This window comes from Exiguobacterium qingdaonense, from assembly GCF_018617855.1.
GTDB classification, from domain to species: domain Bacteria; phylum Bacillota; class Bacilli; order Exiguobacteriales; family Exiguobacteriaceae; genus Exiguobacterium; species Exiguobacterium qingdaonense.
In genome coordinates, this window is the sequence record NZ_JACSKY010000007.1 from 41,812 (window position 1) to 60,756 (window position 18,945).

General features: G+C 47.3%; 22 protein-coding genes. 5 read left to right on the forward strand and 17 right to left on the reverse strand.

Annotated features, from left to right (window positions below; genetic code table 11):
• Positions 1–6: 6 nt before the first annotated feature.
• Entirely contained in the window at positions 7–705 is a 699-nt protein-coding gene (gene cas5c, locus KNP00_RS09245; RefSeq protein ID WP_215144457.1) for a type I-C CRISPR-associated protein Cas5c, read from the reverse strand.
• A 16-nt stretch (positions 706–721) separates the two neighbouring features.
• Positions 722–3,055 (reverse strand): CRISPR-associated helicase Cas3', encoded by a 2,334-nt coding sequence (cas3, locus tag KNP00_RS09250; protein ID WP_215144459.1) that lies wholly within the window; start codon positions 3,053–3,055, stop codon positions 722–724.
• A gap of 241 nt (positions 3,056–3,296) precedes the next feature.
• Between cas3 and KNP00_RS09255 the strand changes: the two genes are divergently transcribed.
• Complete coding sequence (locus tag KNP00_RS09255) at positions 3,297–3,923, forward strand: glucosaminidase domain-containing protein (RefSeq protein ID WP_215144468.1); 627 nt, start codon at positions 3,297–3,299, stop codon at positions 3,921–3,923.
• 201 nt (positions 3,924–4,124) lie between these two features.
• Here the strand turns inward: KNP00_RS09255 and KNP00_RS09260 are convergent, their stop codons facing one another.
• Both KNP00_RS09260 and KNP00_RS09265 read right to left on the reverse strand, forming a co-directional pair.
• Positions 4,125–5,138 carry an ABC transporter permease gene (locus KNP00_RS09260; RefSeq protein WP_215144470.1) on the reverse strand — a complete coding sequence of 338 codons (1,014 nt, stop codon included), beginning with the start codon at positions 5,136–5,138 and terminating at the stop codon, positions 4,125–4,127.
• On the reverse strand, positions 5,131–5,859 hold the full coding sequence (locus KNP00_RS09265) for an ABC transporter ATP-binding protein (RefSeq protein WP_215144473.1): 729 nt from the start codon (positions 5,857–5,859) through the stop codon (positions 5,131–5,133). The genes KNP00_RS09260 and KNP00_RS09265 overlap by 8 nt, the downstream gene beginning before the upstream one ends.
• A 172-nt stretch (positions 5,860–6,031) precedes the next feature.
• On the opposite strand from KNP00_RS09265, the gene KNP00_RS09270 reads away from it, so the two are divergent.
• Positions 6,032–6,649, forward strand: coding sequence for a TetR/AcrR family transcriptional regulator (locus KNP00_RS09270; protein WP_215144475.1), 618 nt, complete (start codon positions 6,032–6,034; stop codon positions 6,647–6,649).
• 1 nt (position 6,650) lies between these two features.
• Here KNP00_RS09270 and KNP00_RS09275 read toward each other — a convergent pair whose 3' ends face one another.
• The 6 genes from KNP00_RS09275 to KNP00_RS09300 form a co-directional block, all read right to left on the reverse strand.
• On the reverse strand, positions 6,651–7,949 hold the full coding sequence (locus tag KNP00_RS09275; RefSeq protein WP_215144477.1) for a HAMP domain-containing sensor histidine kinase: 1,299 nt from the start codon (positions 7,947–7,949) through the stop codon (positions 6,651–6,653).
• On the reverse strand, positions 7,946–8,620 hold the full coding sequence (locus KNP00_RS09280) for a response regulator transcription factor (protein ID WP_215144479.1): 675 nt from the start codon (positions 8,618–8,620) through the stop codon (positions 7,946–7,948). The genes KNP00_RS09275 and KNP00_RS09280 overlap by 4 nt, the downstream gene beginning before the upstream one ends.
• A 24-nt stretch (positions 8,621–8,644) precedes the next feature.
• On the reverse strand, positions 8,645–9,799 hold the full coding sequence (locus KNP00_RS09285; RefSeq protein WP_215144481.1) for an ABC transporter permease: 1,155 nt from the start codon (positions 9,797–9,799) through the stop codon (positions 8,645–8,647).
• A complete protein-coding gene (locus KNP00_RS09290; protein ID WP_240542808.1) occupies positions 9,796–10,482 on the reverse strand; it encodes an ABC transporter ATP-binding protein in 687 nt (228 codons plus the stop codon). The genes KNP00_RS09285 and KNP00_RS09290 overlap by 4 nt, the downstream gene beginning before the upstream one ends.
• On the reverse strand, positions 10,482–11,123 hold the full coding sequence (locus KNP00_RS09295; protein ID WP_215144483.1) for an efflux RND transporter periplasmic adaptor subunit: 642 nt from the start codon (positions 11,121–11,123) through the stop codon (positions 10,482–10,484). The genes KNP00_RS09290 and KNP00_RS09295 overlap by 1 nt, the downstream gene beginning before the upstream one ends.
• 91 nt (positions 11,124–11,214) lie before the next feature.
• On the reverse strand, positions 11,215–11,598 hold the full coding sequence (locus tag KNP00_RS09300) for a hypothetical protein (protein WP_215144485.1): 384 nt from the start codon (positions 11,596–11,598) through the stop codon (positions 11,215–11,217).
• A gap of 186 nt (positions 11,599–11,784) precedes the next feature.
• Between KNP00_RS09300 and KNP00_RS09305 the strand changes: the two genes are divergently transcribed.
• The 3 genes from KNP00_RS09305 to KNP00_RS09315 all read left to right on the forward strand — a co-directional run bounded on the left by KNP00_RS09305 (position 11,785) and on the right by KNP00_RS09315 (position 14,858).
• Positions 11,785–13,281 carry a phytoene desaturase family protein gene (locus KNP00_RS09305; RefSeq protein ID WP_215144487.1) on the forward strand — a complete coding sequence of 499 codons (1,497 nt, stop codon included), beginning with the start codon at positions 11,785–11,787 and terminating at the stop codon, positions 13,279–13,281.
• Between the two features lie 113 nt (positions 13,282–13,394).
• Positions 13,395–14,120 carry a hypothetical protein gene (locus KNP00_RS09310; RefSeq protein WP_215144489.1) on the forward strand — a complete coding sequence of 242 codons (726 nt, stop codon included), beginning with the start codon at positions 13,395–13,397 and terminating at the stop codon, positions 14,118–14,120.
• Positions 14,121–14,129: 9 nt separating this feature from the next.
• Positions 14,130–14,858, forward strand: coding sequence for an ATP-binding cassette domain-containing protein (locus KNP00_RS09315; RefSeq protein WP_215144491.1), 729 nt, complete (start codon positions 14,130–14,132; stop codon positions 14,856–14,858).
• 91 nt (positions 14,859–14,949) lie between these two features.
• Here KNP00_RS09315 and KNP00_RS09320 read toward each other — a convergent pair whose 3' ends face one another.
• The 7 genes from KNP00_RS09320 to KNP00_RS09350 all read right to left on the reverse strand — a co-directional run bounded on the left by KNP00_RS09320 (position 14,950) and on the right by KNP00_RS09350 (position 18,936).
• Positions 14,950–15,426: an APC family permease gene (locus KNP00_RS09320; RefSeq protein ID WP_215144493.1), complete on the reverse strand. Its 477-nt coding sequence runs from the start codon at positions 15,424–15,426 to the stop codon at positions 14,950–14,952.
• Positions 15,419–15,910 (reverse strand): hypothetical protein, encoded by a 492-nt coding sequence (locus KNP00_RS09325; RefSeq protein ID WP_215144494.1) that lies wholly within the window; start codon positions 15,908–15,910, stop codon positions 15,419–15,421. Before KNP00_RS09325 ends, KNP00_RS09320 begins: the two co-directional genes overlap by 8 nt.
• 48 nt (positions 15,911–15,958) lie before the next feature.
• Positions 15,959–16,753 carry an SMI1/KNR4 family protein gene (locus tag KNP00_RS09330; protein ID WP_215144496.1) on the reverse strand — a complete coding sequence of 265 codons (795 nt, stop codon included), beginning with the start codon at positions 16,751–16,753 and terminating at the stop codon, positions 15,959–15,961.
• An 18-nt stretch (positions 16,754–16,771) separates the two neighbouring features.
• Positions 16,772–17,230, reverse strand: a complete 459-nt coding sequence (locus KNP00_RS09335) for a hypothetical protein (RefSeq protein ID WP_215144498.1) — start codon at positions 17,228–17,230, stop codon at positions 16,772–16,774.
• A 263-nt stretch (positions 17,231–17,493) separates the two neighbouring features.
• Positions 17,494–17,976: a hypothetical protein gene (locus tag KNP00_RS09340; RefSeq protein WP_215144500.1), complete on the reverse strand. Its 483-nt coding sequence runs from the start codon at positions 17,974–17,976 to the stop codon at positions 17,494–17,496.
• Positions 17,951–18,436, reverse strand: a complete 486-nt coding sequence (locus KNP00_RS09345; RefSeq protein ID WP_215144502.1) for a hypothetical protein — start codon at positions 18,434–18,436, stop codon at positions 17,951–17,953. Before KNP00_RS09345 ends, KNP00_RS09340 begins: the two co-directional genes overlap by 26 nt.
• Positions 18,433–18,936 (reverse strand): hypothetical protein, encoded by a 504-nt coding sequence (locus KNP00_RS09350; RefSeq protein WP_215144504.1) that lies wholly within the window; start codon positions 18,934–18,936, stop codon positions 18,433–18,435. The genes KNP00_RS09345 and KNP00_RS09350 overlap by 4 nt, the downstream gene beginning before the upstream one ends.
• Positions 18,937–18,945: the final 9 nt, after the last annotated feature.

An 18,945-nucleotide genomic window follows, 5' to 3' on the forward strand; every position in this document is an offset into this window, starting at 1 on the left:
CACCCCCTATAGACTTTCATACGTTAATTCCACATCTTCAATGTTCATTTCCGAAAATTCTTTCAGCTTCATTTTTTTAATCGATTGAATCTGAGAGCACTCTTCTGGTCTTAAAAAAGTAATCACCCCATTTTTCATTTCCGGTTGCCACAAACGTACAGCTAATTCGTCAACTCCCGTTTCGTCAGGGTAATTGAACCCGTGCACCATCGTTCCGAAATGAAGATCCACCCCATCGTAAAAGCTATCTCCTTCGTCAAAGTGAATCGGCTCGACGTATGCCTGACACTCTCTTGCCCCGAGGAAAATATCACGGCGCCCGCCTGCTTCAAGCGAACGTTTTAAAATGGCGTAATGTTTTCCTTCGTTTCTGTCAAAAGCTAAATCAGGGCGATGTTCATTAAACTCAAAGTGTGCTTTGACGTGATAACATACGTCTTTCAAATAGGTGTAATGTGCTAATGAATTGCCTCCTCCATATTCAATCGGCCGCATTCCCTTTGACTCCATTTTGATTGGATTCATAATCCGAATCGCGTCGACTACCATGACAATCGTCGGTTTCCAATAAATCGACTCAACGATTCCTTTGATTGCTTGATAAGTAGGTATTTGATACGACATTTTTTCGCCACCTAACTTCGTCAAAGGGTCGGTGAACAGTGCATAGTTTCCATACACTTTAAATTCAATCGAGTTTCGCATGATACTCTCCTTCCGTTCAAAACATTAAATTTTGCATCTCTGAATCTTGTGATTGATTCAAGCCGAACTGTTTATCATAAGCACTATCATGTAAAGCAAGCACTTGACCATCGAGTAATGTCATGAGACTGTCTGTTCTTTCAAGGTTTTTTATCTCATGAGCATACAAACTGATTGAGTATTGTTGGGATTCTTTTAGCCATTGCTTTGCTTGTTCCCAACTAATATCTCCATTCAAATGAGCAATGAGTTCTGCCCCTTTTTTCGTATACGGAACGAGTACATCTGTTGTTGATTGATCAATGACTTGAAAATGATCAGCTACTGTACGATGTCGGGCAGTCAACAATGGCTTGTTCGTATCCTTTCTTTCGTTCATTTCAAATAGCATAGGAGCCAAACATTCACTAGTTTTTATCGGGTAATCCAAATCATACTCACGGACCTGATAAAACTCTGTAAAATATCTCCTCATCGCAGCCGGTGAGAGCAGATCACCACCGTAAGCACCCGAATCTCTTTTCAAGTCCACTACCATCCGCTTTACAATGCGTTGTCCTTTTTCAATGTCAGTTAATTTCGATACATCCTCCTCGATATGATTGATTACATAAACTGTACTGATTTCCGATTCACCATGACGATTACAACGTCCAGCGGCTTGTGCAATCGAATCGAGTCCCGCGAAAGAACGAATGACGCATGGAAAACTGACATCCACCCCAGCCTCAATCAATTGGGTACTGACACAAATTACACGTTTATTCGCCTTCAATCGTTCAGTGATCTTTTTTAAAAGATCTTTACGGTGAGCCGCACACATCGAAGTACTCAAATGAAACAGTTCTTCATCGGGAAACGCTTCTTTTAACGACTCATATAACTTCCGCACAACCGGTTTAGTATTCAAAATGACGAGAACACTTTTGTTTTCAGTTGCTTTTTCTTGAACGAACGTACTCAACCTTTGCGTGTCGTATTCCCCTGACAGCACTTCGAGTTCTGTTCGTTTAAATGCTTCGGTGACCGTAGGAAGGTCTTTAATAATCTCACCATCATTGATTAATCTCCGTTTCACGAAATCGAGAGCCGGCTGTGTTGCGGTACATAAAAGAACACTCGAGTTCATCCCATTTTTTAAAAAGTTCAATGACTCGTTGAATAATGACACGCACTTCGTCGGAACTTTTTGTACTTCATCAAAAATGACAACTGCGTCACTTAGATGATGCATACGCCGCGTGTTTCTATTTCCTTTTGCATAAAACGTATTCAAATATTGGACCATTGTCGTGAAAATAATCGGAGCATCCCAATTGTCTTTTGCTAAGTTTAGTTTTGTTTGGAGATTCATCTCGTCATCAGAAAGGTCTTCTGACTGGATAACATTAGAGTGATGTTCAACAACTTCTTGTGTGTTTAATACATCTCGAGTCACTTGAGCATTTTGCTCAATAATTGTAGTGAAGGGAACAACATAAATGATTCGTTGTTTGTTATATAGAATTGAATGATGAAGTGCATATCTGAGACTGGCCAATGTTTTACCGCCACCTGTCGGAATGGACAAGGTATAAATACCACTTGGTTGCTTGGCATGGTTCTTACACTGATCGGACATTTGTCGTCTTAATAGATTAATTGGTGTAATCGGTGCATCCTCATTTAAGTGTAGAATGTGATTTTCCAAACGTTGACGATAATTCGGTAGCTTACAGACGAGGTCGACATCTGATTTCTCAGTTTCAAACTGTCGCGTGTTGGTTCGGTCGGCATCTAGTAACACACTAAATATAAACTTGGTCAAGAAAGTGGACACCGATGTGTTCTGCCCTACTTTTTTAAAGTATTCCAACATTTCTAGATGAGCCGCTTCAACGTATTGATTGAAATCAGACTCAGATATCACTTCATCAAAGAAGCGATATTTACAGATTTCATACTCTTTAAGCTCTTTCGTTTCGACGCGTTTTAAAAACGATGACTCTTCCCCTGACACATAATCATGGAGATTCCCATGATGTGAGATAACTGCATTGCTAATCATCTCTGCCAGTAATTGCTTCGTGACACTCGTACCTTTCAGCATGTCAAAAAGCAAGCGGCCTCCGGCGGTCGCGTGATCCACTTCCCCACGAGTCGCTTTTTCTCCAGATGTAGCACGACGTATATAGTCTTGGAAAGCATCGCTATACTTTCCTAAGTCATGCAATAAAGCGGCCAAACCACAAATTTTAGAGATGTTTAAAGCAATCCCCCAATTTTCGGCAAGTGCTCGGGCATCTAACAAGTGTTCTTTGACAGTTTGAATCGCATGATCAGATGATCGAACGTGTGCAATGTAATCCACTCTCTCACCCTTTCTTTAGACCTATTATTTTTTCAACATGCTAGTGCTCAATTCCTCTTCATTTTATTACATTATTTTACTTTAGGTGGGTACTTTTTCTTGTATGGTTAAATCTATTTTTTCGAATAAATCAACTTTTTGTTAGACTTAAAGAAATTCTATTCAATAAATCAATCTATTCATTCTTTGTATTTATATGGTATTATTTCTCAATAGATACATCTCGTTTAGGAGGGCACATATGTTGAAAAAAGTGTTTGGCTTCATCGTCGCTTTTCTTCTTATCACATCAACCTTCGTCTCAACTGGATCACTCGTTGAGGCGGCCCCGAAGAAGCAGAATCGTGCTATTATGGGGGTATCCGCTTTGACTCCGCAACAGATGGCGGATTACGTAAAAATGAAGAATCCTCGTGATGTCCGCCTCGTGAAAACGTCCGTCGAAGACTTGGCAAAACTTTTCGTCATCATCGGCGCAAAAGAAGGCGTTCGTGGGGATGTCGCCTTCGCACAAGCATTGAAAGAGACCGGCTATTTCCGTTACGGTGGCGATGTCCTGCCGAAGCAGCACAACTACTCCGGGATCGGGACGACAGGGAATGGAGTAAGAGGTCACTTTTTCCGTTCTCCACACCAAGGCGTGACTGCTCAAATTCAACATCTGAAGGCATACGCCTCAACAGATGCGTTGAATACGAAACAAGTCGACCCACGCTTCCATCTCGTCAAGCGAGGCTCTGCGAAAACGTGGCCATCTCTTCACCAAAAGTGGGCCATGCAGCCGAAAGGAAATTACGGGACCGAGATTCTTTCGATTTATCAAGAAATGTCGAAAACACCAAAACGTGTCGCTAAAGCAAAACGATGAAGAAATGTAGGGGTGAAAGAACGTGACGTGTAAACAAGTTAGACTCGCGAGCGGAATCGCATTATTCGTGACCGGCGTGATGTTGTTACTCAAACGCTAATGGGCATTTCGGACATTCGTCCGAGTGCTTTTTTTTATGGACCAACAAAAAAGTCGTCATACTCTAAGAGCATCACGACTTTCGTTTGAAATTGATTTAACTCAATGCCCCCGATATTTCCCGAGTGCCCGCATATTTAAGAGATACAAAACACCTGCATAAAGAATCAAACCGAGCAGATATATCCAGATGCCTGAGAAGCCACTCCCGTACACCATCACTTCCTTGATCGCCGTCGCCCCGTAGAAGATCGGCATGATGTAGCTCAAGTTCCCGAGACCGTATGGAATCAAGTCGAGCGGGATGAGTCCTGAGAAGAACACTTGCGGGATGATCGTGAACGGGATCATTTGCACGACCTGAAGTTCCGATTGGGCAAACACCGAGATGGTCGCCCCGAAGAGTACCGCCGTACCTGCCATGAGCAGCATCGTCAACATGACCCACGCCATATTTCCGAGCGAAGAGAGACCGAGCACATATACCGAATAGAGCACGATGAAAATCGACTGGATCACCGCAAACACACCATATCCGAGTGCATACCCTAAGATGACCTGCCCCCGCTTGATCGGTGTCATCAAGAGACGCTCGAGCGTACCGGCACTCCGCTCTTTGACGAGTGCCATCGCGGACAAGATGAACACGAAGAAGAATGAGAAGATGGAAAGAAACACGAACCCAAACGAATCGAACGTCGACTGCTCTTCTTCCCCATAGACGAATGACGTATCCATTTCTGCTGCAGGATTGAGCGTCGTCAACGCATCTTGAATCTCGCGAACGGCTTTCGTTGACTTCGTCGACGGCTCACGTAACGTGATGGTCGTACCTTCCTGATTCATTTCAAATACGGCATCCACTTCTTCATTGTCTTCAATATACGCCTTCGGGTCCTCGAACGTCGCCAGTTCCACTTCGAGCACTTCATCCTCAAACGCATCGACGAGCTGTTCTGATGCATTTTCATCAAGGACGACGGTCGGTACGTAATCGGAGTCCCCAAGTAAGAGGTAAACGAGTGTCAAAATAAGGAGGGGTGCAATCAAAATCAAGGCAACACTTCGTTTATCGTTTAACGTTTGGAAGATGACACGCTTCGCTAAGTTACGCACGGTCGCCCACCTCCTCTTTCCCGGCAATCAAGAATAGCTCTTCGACGCGACCGTTCTCGGTCTGGTCGAGCAAATCTTGTACATGGTCATAGGCGATCAACCGTCCATTGTAGATGAGCGCGGCACGGTCACATTCAAGCACTTCATCCATGACGTGTGTCGAAACGATGATCGTCGTTCCCTCCGCTCGAATCGTTTGGAACTGACTCCAAATTTGACGACGTAAAATCGGATCGATGCCGACCGTCGGTTCATCCAAGAACAACACATCTGGCTTATGAAGGATGGCGATCGCGAGCGACAGACGCTTTTTCATCCCTCCTGAAAAATTGCGGACGAGCTTCTGTCGATCGTTCGACAGGTCGACGAGGTCGAGTACTGCCGTGATGCGTGTCTGAAGTTCTTTTTTCCCGAGTTTATAAATTGAACCGAAGAAAGCGAGGTTCGCCTCTGCCGACAAGTCTTCGTACAATCCGTCGTTCTGTGGCATGAAACCGATTTGTCGGAGCATGTCCATATTCGGCATTTGCGTCTCTCCGATATGAATGCTGCCTTTTTCCGGTGCGAGGGCGCCGATCATGAGGCGGATGAGTGTCGTCTTTCCCGACCCGGATGGTCCGAGCAAGCAACAAATCTCACCGGATGGGATCGTGAAGTCGATGTTGTCGATGGCGAGTTGGTCGCCAAACGATTTTTCGACGTGTTGCAGTTGAATGTTCATTTCTGTCACTCCTTTTCGGTGCCTCATCGTGTATACTCAAGATAATCGACACCGTGTTGGTTTATAAGTTCAGTATAGACCTCGTTTACGGAAGCAACAATCGTCAATATCGGTCATCGTGTCGGTTTTCCAACAGATGAACACGATATGTTGAAGAAAAGAGGGAAAATGTATGGAGCAGACTGATTTACGCGTTATCCGGACGAAGAAATTGATTAAAGATGCCTTCTTCAGTCTCATTGAAGAACAGGGTTTCGAAGCTGTCACCGTCAAACAATTGACCGAACGAGCCGGCATCAATCGAGGGACGTTTTATAGCCATTATGTGGACAAGTTCGAGTTGATGGAGAAGTGTGTCGGTGAAATCTTTGAAGTGGCAGAGCAAAAATTGATTCATCATCTTCCACACATTTTCAGTGATGAACGGAACGCCGGCTCTTATCATAGCCTCGTCCCATTCATTCGTTTCATCGAAGACAATCAAATCATCATGAAACCACTCCTTGGACCGAACGGCGACCCGACGTTTCAGGCAAAACTTCGTTCGTTCATGCAGACAGCTTTTTTTCAGCGTCCCTCCACTGTCTTGTTCGATCCTCAGCATATGATGGTACCTCCTCCATACCTCGTCGCCTACCTCTCGTCGGCTCATATGGGTGTCATTTCTGAATGGTTGAACGACCCTGCCGCAAACGAGACGGCCGAGGATATCGCTCGTATCATCTATACGATCACGCTCGAAGGCCCGCTCGTCGCCGGTGGGGTAAACCTAAAGAATAAGGACAGGTGATTCACCTGTCCCCTTTTGGAAAGACAACTTTCGCCGTCGTCCCGATCCCTCGCTCGCTCGCCAAGGTGACTTCTCCATGGTGCAACTGAACTATTTGATTGACGATAGCGAGTCCGAGCCCTGACCCACTCCGGTGACGAGAAGGGTCGGCCTGATAGAAACGCTCGAACGCCCGGTCAACTTGTTCTGACGTCATACCCTCCCCTTCGTCTCGTATCTCACACGTCACGCTCACATCATCTTCTTCGACTGAAATATGAAGCGTACTCTCCTCATCCGCATACTCGATCGCATTTTGAAGAAGGTTGGTCCACACTTGGCGGAGAAGCGAGGCGTCACCTTTGATCACGACCTCTTCTATGTCCAAATCAAGCTTCAATCGTTTGTCTGTCATTTTTCCATCTAAAGATAAGATGACTTCACGTATCTGTTCGCTAAGAGGAAACGCCCATGCATCCAACCCGACGATGGAATGATCTAATTTTGCCAGACGCAACACGTCTTGCGACAATCGGGAAAGACGCTTCCCTTCTCGCTCGATTTTTCTGACATATTCCATCTGTTTCTCAGGAGCACTTCCCCGTTTCAGTAAGGTCGCATATCCTAGAATCGAGGCAACGGGCGTCTTGAACTCATGCGCCATGACCGATGCCAGCTCTTCATTTTTCATCTCATTCGTTTCGAGTGTCTCGGTCATCTGGTTGAACTGTCTAGCGAGTTTGCCCACCTCATCTTCCGCCTCATCACGAATCCGTACGGATAAATCTCCCATGGTCACGCGATTGACCGCGTCCGTGACCCGGTTGATTCGGCGTGTCATCAGATGGACCGCGAATAACACGAGGCCACTTGAGACCAAGGCTGTCAGGAATAAGGTTTGAATCGATACGTCACGAAAAATCGAAATCGGGTTTTCTTCTGCATTCGGGGACAACGTGACGACCGTCTCATCGAGTAAAAAAGTGATTTCAGGCGGACGGTCTGCCTGTGAGATGACTTCGCCTCGCTCTAGCTTCACACGCTCCTCGACATCCCATTCCTCACGTTCGAATCGCATCGTCTGCGCATTCAACGTCGCATCATTAAAGAGGTCCAACACCGCTTCAGACGAGAGATTATATTCTTTTGATGCCATCTGCATACTGTCGGCCCGGTCCATCAACATCTCTTCGACTTGTGCGCTCAACGTATTGAACTGAAAGACCAAGAAGATTGTGAACGTCAAGAGAATCGGAATTAATAAGAGACCAAAGAAAATGATTAAAAAGCGCCCATAAATCGTACTGATGAATCGCCTCATTCGTTCATCTCCAATCGATATCCGAGCCCCCACACCGTACTGATTTGAAAAGCGTCAATCGATGCAAGGCGGGTACGCAGACGGTTGATGTGGACATCAATCGTCCGAATCTCGCTCTCGGTTTCATATCCCCAAACCCGGTCTAACAGCTGTTGCCGGGTGAACACTTGATTCAGATGCGTTGCTAGAAAATAGAGCAGTTCAAATTCTTTACGTGGCAGTTCAATCGTCTCAGACGTTGTCTGAAGCGTCAGCATCTTCTCATCGAGCATACAATCGTTCAACTGAATCTGGTGACTGTGATGAATGCGTGCCCGTCGCAAAAGCGCCTCGATTCGTAACTCCAGTTCTTCGAGATCGACAGGTTTCAAGACGTAGTCATCCGCTCCGGCATGAAATCCACGTTTTTTATCGTTCATCGCATCGAGAACGGTCAACATGAGCACAGGAAGTGTATATCCTGCGTCACGCAGCTGTGTCGTCAATTCACGACCATCCAGGCGCGGCATCATCACATCGGTAATGAGTAAATCGATTGGCTCACGTTCGAGCCAATCGAGTGCTTCTTCTCCATCCTTGGCGTGAAGGACATGGTAGCCACCCATTTTCAAAAAATCGACTAGTAAACTACCGAGCGCCTCATCATCTTCCGCGAGTAAAATGGTGACCATCTCGTTCCCTCTCCTTCTGAATGCTTATACGTTCCGTAACGCCTCAATCGGTTGCAAGTTCGATGCCTTACGCGCCGGAATATATCCAAATACGATCCCGATGACAACGGAGAATCCAAGTGCCAGTCCGACAGTCGATCCCGCTAGCGCAAAAGGGACCCCCATCACAAATGTAAATCCAAATGCGAGCAGCCCGCCGATGAGCACTCCAATCAATCCACCGAGCATCGAGAGTAAAACAGACTCAAACAAAAACTGCTGACGAATCTTACCCGGTGTCGCCCCAAGTGCTTTTCGTAGCCCAATCTCACTCGTCCGCTCAGTCACCGAAACGAGCATCATGTTCATGATTCCAATCCCACCGACGAATAAAGAAATCGAGGCGATTCCGACGAGAAGCATGCCGAGAAGCGCATTGATTTGATCAATCGAGGCGAGCGCGTCCTCGAAACTCGTCACTGTGAAGGCGTCACGGCCATTGAATGCGGTCGTCAGCTGCCGCGTCACGTCATCTTGTACCGCACCCGATGCGCCTGGGTCGGTATATAAATCAAACGTGGCAATCGAAGCCTGATGAAACTGAGTCATGGCTGTCGTCACCGGAATGACGACGGCCTCATCTGTCGACATGGAAAATTCCGATGACGGCGCGAGCGTTCCGACGACTTTATAACGAATCCCGCCGATGACAATCTCTTCTCCGAGAGGAGATGAGGTCGGAAACGCCTCTTTCGCAATCGTTTCTCCGAGCAAAGCGACATGCGTCTTTTGACCGACATCGAGCGGGGTCAATCCACGTCCGGTCGCGACGGTCGAATCGTCTTTGAAGAACGATTCACTCTTCCCGAGGACAGTTTGTTGGCCCGTTTGTCCCGTCACATATACATCGGCCGTTTGACTCAACGTCGGGGAAAGTGACGCGACCCCGTCAATCGCTTCAAGTCGTTCCATATCCGCTATACTGACACCCGACTCCCCATCCCCTCTAATCTGAACGGTCATCCGATCGGCTCCGAACGTCGCAACTTCATCGTTGATGGAATCGGTCACACCGGAAATGATCGTCATCAAGGCGATGATGGAGGCGGTCCCGATGACGATTCCTAAAATCGTCAAGAAAGAGCGCATCTTGTGACTGATGACCGTCAACCAAGCCATGCGTATATTTTCTCGAATCATCGTACCCGTTCCTCCTTTTCAATCTTCCCGTCACGCACATGTACGATACGGGTCGCCTCTTTAGCGATATCGATGTCATGGGTGATCATGATAATCGTCTTGCCTTCCGCGTGTAGCTCATGAAAGAGCGCCATAATCTGACGACCGTTCGTTTGATCCAATGCACCCGTCGGCTCATCTGCGAGAAGGAGCGACGGATTCGTCACGAGCGCCCGGGCGATGGCGACACGTTGCTGCTGACCACCTGACAATTGGTTCGGACGATGGTCCATCTTGTCACCTAATCCGACACGTACCAACATTTGTCGAGTTCTCTCCTGTCGTTCCGCTTTTGAGGAACGTTGATAAATGAGCGGTAGCTCCACGTTCTCTCGAGCACTTAGTCGCGGGAGCAAGTTGAATTGCTGAAAGATAAACCCGATGCGTTCGTTCCGAAACAAGGAAAGCTCTGTTTCGGACAACCCCGTCACATCTTTGTTCCCAAAGCGGTAACGACCGCTCGAGTAACCATCGAGACAACCGAGTATATTCATGAGAGTCGATTTCCCTGAACCCGACGGCCCTAAAATGGCGACGAACTCTCCTTCCTTCACTTCTAAATCGATTCCATTCAAGACAAGCTGACGATTGTCACCTGACCCATACGATTTGGTCAACTGTTCGACCTCGATGAGCGTCGTCATCATTGTCCACCTCCGATTCGCGGTGGCATCAATCCTCCACCCGTCGGTTCATCAATCAACAACACTTCTTTTTCTTCCAACCCATCTTTGATTTCGACACGGCTTCCATCGGTCAGTCCGAGCTCGACCTGTCGTTTCACTGGACCCTCTTCACCTTTGACGTATACATACGCGTCCTCGTCTTCGAACGTGATGCTGTCGAGCGAGAGCGTCTCTGCATCTTCCGCACGATCGACGACGAGACTTCCTTCTAACGTCATCCCGTTCCGCAAGTTGTCTGTCTCAGGGAGTGTCACAGTCATCGCATAGCGAGCCGATGCTCCAGGCGTCGTCATTGGCTCCGCCGCTTCAGCAATCGCATCAATCGTCCCTTCTACTTCTTGATCGAGTGCCGTCACATAAATCGCCATGGGCTCTCCTTCATTCACCTTTCCGATGTCTCGCTCATCGACCATCAATCGACCCGTCGGCTCATCCCCGACTGCCGTGACCTGTCCTGCAAACGTATAACGATTTTCAATCGTCTCGATCATGACCGCTTCTGTCTTATAGTCGGTCGCATTCGGCATGAAAAAAATACCCGCTCCTAATGTGACGGCTAGCACGCCAAGTCCTAATCCCCATTTCACTTTTTTATTCATCGTGCGTTCCTCCTCATGGTTGATATGTTCAGGATAAACGCAAGTTGTAAACAAATTATAAACGCCTCCCGTCATCGCGAGAGGCGTCTACTCATGGAGCCTGAACGTGTACGTACAAGTTCCCGTTTTCTTCAGTTGTCGTCTGATACGCGTTCTGTACTGCCTCCAGATCATGCCACGCGATGCGGTACGACTTGCCTCGCATCCCTTCAAACTCGAAGGCGAGATGCTGTAAATCCGACATACCTAGGATACGGTCAAACGGTCTATCTGGACCAGCCCATTCCAATTGATTCGCCGAATCCTTCAATACGAGGTCGAGTCCATGCATCACTTTTTCTTTGATCAACTGACCATCCGCCGCAACACGCATCCCGTCTTGAATATCATGCATCCGACACGATTCGATATCATCAAACGGGATGGTGATTTCGTCCCCGTTCGCAAAGTGAAGCGTGATTGTCTTTACGATCATCTTAGATTCCTACTTTCGTTCAGTCTCTGTTCCCTTACTATACAAAACTTTTGTCTGTTCAGGGATGACATCTTTGTGGATGTGGCAAAACCGTAAAAGCATGTTCGTTTCATTTAGAAACGGGAATAGAAGAGATAGCACTCATTCTGTTTTTTGAAAATAACACTTTGGAAAGGCGGCGAATATATGCCATCAGTGGACAAGTCGGTCATCGTGATCGGCGGAGGGCTCGGCGGATTGTCAGCGGCCATCTCACTTGCTCAAAAAGGATATGATGTTTCCCTTTATGAAAAGAACGACCACATCGGAGGAAAAGTGAATCGTCTCGAACAAGACGGGTTCGGTTTCGACCTCGGGCCCTCGATTTTAACGATGCCCCACATCTTCGACAAATTGTTCCGCGGAAGTGGGAAGCGTATGGAAGACTACGTCTCCATCAAACGACTAGAACTCGAATGGCGCTCGTTCTTCCCAGACGATACCGTCCTCGACCTGTATCATGACCTCGAACAGATGCAGCGGGCAAACCCTTCCCTTTCTCGAAAAGACATACAAGAATATCGTGAACTATTGAATTATGCAGCCCGCATCTACAAGACGACCGAGAAGGGTTACCTGGCCGAAGGGTTCGAATCACCTTTAGAAGCGGTACTGAAGACAGGCATCTTCCCGACCCTGTTCGGATTCGATTTGACGTCAACGATGTATAGCGCCATCAAGAAGCGCATCAGCAATCCACATCTCCGTGATATGCTGTCGTATTACGTCAAATATGTCGGGTCGTCTCCGTATAACGCACCAGCCGTCTTGAATATGATGATTTACATGCAGTACGCCCAAGGCTGTTGGTATGTCGAAGGCGGGACCCACAAGCTTGCGGAAGGCTTGACGAAGCTCGCCGAAGAGATCGGTGTGAAGCTACATACCGGTCAGGGCGTCGTCCGTGCCCATACGGTGAATCAGAAAATGACCGCCATCGAACTTGAAGACGGACGACTTCGCTCCGCTGATTATTTCGTCTCGAATATGGAAGTCATCCCGTTCTATCAGAAGATGGTCGACGCGGATGAACAGTACGTCGACAAACTCGTTTCTAAATACGAACCGGCGAGCTCCGGATTCGTCCTCCATCTCGGGGTGAAGAAAGCCTATCCCCAGCTGGCCCATCATAACTTCTTCTTCTCTGAAAACTTACGTGAACAGATGGATAAGGTGTTCGAGAAGCATGAATTGCCGGATGACCCAACGATTTACCTCGTCAACGTCAACAAGACTGACGCGACCCAAGCGCCGCCGGGACATGAGAACATCAAAATCTTGCCCCATATCCCGTATATCCAGGATGAGCCGTTCACCGAAGAAGAGTACACTGCCTTTGAGGAGAAAGTACTCGACAAGTTGGAACGGATGGGGCTCGACGGCTTGCGCGAACATACCGTGACACGTGACGTATGGACCCCTCACGATATCGAGCGGACGTATGGGTCGGACCGAGGTGCCATTTACGGGACGGTTGCCGACAAAAATCGAAACGGTGGCTTCAAGCACAAGAAGCAGAGCGAACTCTATCACAACCTCTATTTCGTCGGCGGGACCGTCAATCCGGGCGGTGGCATGCCGATGGTGACGCTCAGCGGTCAGCAAGTGAGCGACAAGATCGCGAAACGCGACAAAGTGAAATGATTTTATTCAATCCCTCATTCAATATGAGGGATTATTTTTTGAAACTTTTTCCAATAAACTTCCGTATATTGTGATACGATACAAACAATCAAACATACAAGTGGAGGAACAGGATGCATCAAATCACAAGTTATTTCTTTATGTATGCCAAAGTTGTCGTTACAGATAAAGTGCCATTCTTCTGGACACTCGGGATTCCACTCGTCATCGCTTTGACGACGCCATTGTCAGGTGTTCAACAGGCGACGCCAGCGGAATACTACGGGCAGCTCTCTTACTATTGGGTATATATCATTCTTGCTACATATGTGAACGGTGTCGGCATCGAACTCGCTCGCATGCGTGAATACGGGCTGATGAAAACGTACGTGATGATCTCAGGCAACAAACTGACGTATGTCATCGCTGTCATTTTGGCGCAACTGTTATTCGCCTCGATCAGCCTGCTGTTATTCACCACAGTCGTCACGCTCGTTCACGGGTTCTTCTCGTTCACGTTGCTCGTGTCAGCTCTACTCGTATTGATCGGGAGTATCCCATTCGCGGTCGCCAGTGTCGCCGTCACGGCACTTCCAGTGAAAGTATCGAGTCTCGGGACGTTCGCGAACATTTTGATGTTTCCACTCTTTTTATTGGCAATCAAGTCACCTGACCAATGGTTCAGCTTCCTCAACCCGTTTTACTCGCTTCATAAATTCGCGCTCGGGTTGCTGCACCTGACGACTCAAGTCGACCTTTCATTCGGAGTATGGGCGACATTCCTTTCCGTACTCGCTTACTTCATCATCGGTGCAATTGCTTTGAAACGCTTCAGTCTCGTCTCACTCATGACACGCTAGGAGGTTCTTATGCACGTACATCAGCTCACTTATCGATACCCGAAAGCGACGCGTCCTGTGCTCGATGACGTCTCGTTCACACTTCAACCGAATAAAATAAACGTCTTGATTGGACAAAACGGGGCCGGCAAGACGACACTGTTTGATTGTATGACCGGGGCACTTCCGATCGACAAGACATCACTCGAACTCGTCCCGACGACGGACATGCTCTATTTGACACAACTCATGTACAACCATCATGAATTGACGGGGAAAGACTTCGCCTACTTCATCGGACGTTTGTCGCAGCGCCCCGACTTCAAGAAACTCGAGTCTTATGTGAACAACCTTTCGACGTCCCGAGAACAAGAACTGTTCGAACATCTATGGACGATGAAGCTCGGAAAGATGTCGGTCGGAGAGAAAAAATGGCTCTTTGTGACACTCTTGTCTTCAATCAAACGTTCTCTTTACTTATTCGATGAACCGACGAGCGGGGTCGACCCGGCGTCACGCATTCAAATTATGCGCCGGCTGCAGCGCCTCGTCGATGAGGGAAAAACGTGTCTCATCTCGACACACCAGTTACATGACTTGGCCCAACTTGATGCCCATGTCATCTTCCTACACGATGGACGTGTTTTATATGAAGGGGACTTCCAGGATTGGCTCAAAGAATCCGGAACGACCGACCCCGACGAAGCGTTCGTCCGGATGGTCGACATGCCGCTTGACGATGTGGCGGTGACACGATGAATGACTCGTTTTGGGAACGACACCGGTTCGGATGGTCGTCTGCGGCTAACTCATCGCGATGAACTCAAAAAAACTCAGCCTCTGACACCTGTCAGGGGCTGAGTTTCTGTTCGCGACGTGCATGTCGTAACTCTCGATTCGTCACATGCTCTGGGTCCACTTCACGTAATTTACGGTCCATCATCATGTACCAGATGAGAAGCGGGATCACCCCAACCAATACGACACCGAGTAGTTCCTGCATCGAATCCAACACGAGCCACGTGAGGAAGGTGAATACACCGAGTGACCCAAACATGGCGACGATGATTCGAAATTCTCGACGAACGAGGCGCTGGTATTCCTCGTCTTTGTTGAATGTACGTAACAGCTTCATCCGTCGCCACGCTTGATAGAGCATCGGCAGTTGGGTCACGAGGAAAGAGAAGGCGACCGTCGTCACCGTGACACCTTTTATGACCGAGATGACCAAAAAGAGAGACAGACCCATGATGCCAAATATCGCGCTGACCCCTCGGGCGTCGAGATCATGTTCGACCATTTGCGGGAGACGTTCTTGTTTATCCATCCACCTTCCTCCTTTTTTGTTTCTTCCGCTCAAATTGAACATGACCGAGTTCGACACCCGTCACGTGTAGCGGATCGATTTCTTTTAGCTTGCGGTCGATTGGAAAACTGAGAATCAACAGAACCATGATTCCGATTAATGCAACGATAACGAACGTGAACAATGTAATCCACTCAAGCTCTACACTAGCGATCAGTATGAGAAGAAGGAGCGGCTGAGAGAGGCACAATAAAAATTCGGACCTCACGAGTTGTTGGTACCGTTTGTCATCGTTAAATGAAAGCAACAACTTTTTGCGGTGCCATGATTTATATAGGGTAGGAAATTGTCCGAAAAAAATCATGGTATATAACCAAAAGACGTTCGTCGTCCATATATAGAAAAAGAGCAAGGTGATAATCCCGATTAACGGGAGAATCAATTCCCTCTTTCGTTTTTCATCCTCTTGCAACATACGTTCTAATCTGACTGCATGGTCTACCATCGAATCCCCCTCGTTTAGTTTTACTTACGCATCCACCGTGATGACAACTCAATCCGGTTCGATCCCATTCTCTAAAATATTGATCGTCTCTTCATAACACTGCTTGCTATATGCATCCTCACGTTCAAGTAATGAACGGAAGAATGCCTCAATCAACTCTTTTTGGCGCAAACGACGTGAGATGATGGTGCTTTGAATCGTAGAGATTGCGGTCTCCCGCAATGTATCGTCATCCATCCACGTAAGGAGTGTCATGACCAGTTCATTTACATCGAGGACGTCTAATGAATTGAGCCATATGTTCGCACCAAATGTCTTTTCACTCGTTGCCTCACTGTAAAGTAAATTCTGTGCATAATCTAACAGTGTCTCCCCTTCAATCACTCCTACGAATGCATCGGTCTCGATGACGCGGAGCGCTTCAGTGAATTGCTCGAATGAATCGAATCGTACATCAATTTTTTCTGCCGTCGTATCGAGCAATGCAATTTTAGGAACTGCTTCATCTCGATAATCGAACATGAGAAAATAGTGACCATCGCCCGCGAACGCGATCAAGCGCTCATCCTCAACGCCCCACTCTTTTAGAAGAATCTTTGATTCAACTAACCCTTCATATAAGCTCACGCCCATGATGGAATCAATCACAATCGTATCGTCTAACCCGTTTAGTGTCACGGGTAATTCACATTGCTCGATGAATCCCCCATTCTGTGTTCGAATCAATTCGATATAACTTTCCGGTAACTTCACGCCGAGACGTGACTCGACATCTCTCAGGATTTCTTCTGTCAGATCCGGCAATGTATTCGTATGGTCAATTTCATCTCTCCAGACAATCACTCAACCCTTCACCCCTTTTTATTTCCGGTTCACGAGTCCCAACAAACTCTCGACCACGTGCTCGTCATCAATCTTTAAAATCTTCCAGTCGACCCATGACTCGAGAATGAGGCAACCCGCAATCAGCATCGCACAGCCAAGGCTTAACGTATCAAGCGATATGTACTTCAGTGCGTAGAGCGCCAAAAGAGATAAGCTCCCAACTAAGAGGACAAATTGGGTCGTGCCTTTTAAATAAATGAAGCGCCGGTATATGGATGAGTCATTGAACTGTAAAAATAACTGAAATTTATGCCATGTCGCAAACAAGAGTGGCATGAGCATCGCCGCACAAAAGATGAACAGGGACAAGCTCATCCTTGAATCATTGAACAATAACCAAAGCGCCGTCACCACACCAATCATGATTACAAGGATGGGACCTTTTCTAGTCCACGATTTGTCGTATAAGTATTCGATTCGTTCTTCACGCAACATTTAGCACACCTCCAAAAGTAAATTTCATCCAATTCACTCAATATGTTTATCTTAACAATCTATAATCGAATTTTCGAGGTTTTTCCATTAAAAAGGAAAAAGCATCTGACAGTTGTCAGACGCTGATTAGTTCGAGTGCCGGCGAATGAGTCGGAATAAAAAGATTCCAACCATTGTCAACAATCCTAGATTCAAGATTGCCCATCCCATATCCATCACTTGTAACATACTACTCTCCCCTTCCATCTTCACTCTAATATAACTCAAATATTGGACTCACGGAGACGTTGATCACGTGCTTCACGTAATTCTTTACCTCGTACATGATGCGCATCGAGCGTATGCAAGGTTCGATTGATGACATAAGGTGCCAGAATCGATAGCACACCAATCCCGAATAACCCGGCAATCGCGATGACGGGCGACAACGAGTCGGCATAATAGGCAGCCAATAAGCAGATGGTCAACACGAAACAGAGCCACTGGATCCCGAAGTCTGTATACACCAAACGTTGATAGCGCGTCTCTTCGTTAAAGGTGAGGAGCAGTTTTGTCTTCCGCCACTCGAAACAGAGATACGGAAAAAAACTGATGAAGACGATGAGCGGGGCGTACAGTCTGTACTGCGCAGCGATGAGAAATGTCATCACGACGGTCGCAATGGCGACGCCCCACCGCCACCGCCAACGCCAATGACTATCGTCTTGTTTTAGCAACTGTTCAATTCGCTTCTCTTTCGTCAGCATATGTACTCCTTTCATACGAACGGTAGTGCTTTGTCACCTCATCTCGGGTCGGTTGGTCCGGGTCGGCTTGTCGTAGTTGCCGGACGGTCTGATAGTGGATCCATGCTAACATGACGATGCCTAGACCGATGATGGCCCATGCGATCAGTGGCGTTTGCAGACGACTGAAGAGAACCACTCCTGTGACCGCTCCAATCCAGTAAGAATAGAGGCGATACAAGCGTTTTGTGAGCGACTCGGCTTTTCCTGACGTCATGGTTTGCAACTGTTTACTTTCTTGAAGTGTTAAATACATGAGTCCAATCGCTGCAAGCGTCGACCCGATTCCCCATATCCACCATGTGTCAAAACCGAGCACGAAACTGTTGCAGAAAATGAGGGTGGCAGTAAGCCAGACGCTCGTTTTTTGATGCATTTGGCGATATGCCCCGATATAATGAATTCGTTCTTGTTTCGTCATGACTCTTTACGACCTTTCCTTGAAATATCATCTAACGTAAGTTTCAAACGTTTCCGGTTTTCCCGGGCCCACTCGCTTGATGTGACGTGGTGTTCATCAAGCGCGGACTGTTTTCGGTCGATCCAACGCGGAATCAATATGAGACACGGTCCGCCGATCAGGAGCGTCCAACTCATCCACGGTAAGATATCGATCCCGTTGAAATGGAACCCAATCAAAATCATGAACCAGATCAAACTGCTCAACATGACAGCAAAATCGATTCGCAACAGGCGATGATAGCGTGTCGCTTCGTTGAACGATTGCTGCAATATCATCTTCTTCCATTCAAGCCATGTCGTATAAAGAAGTGCGACACCTGGTAGGAGAATGCTATACGGGCTCCATGTCGACAAAAAATAAATCGATACACTCAACATGAGCACGCTCACGATGATGTGGAGACGGGTGAATCGTTTCTCAAACTGTTCGATCCGTTGAAGTCGCTCCGCTTTGTCCACCAGTGTCAC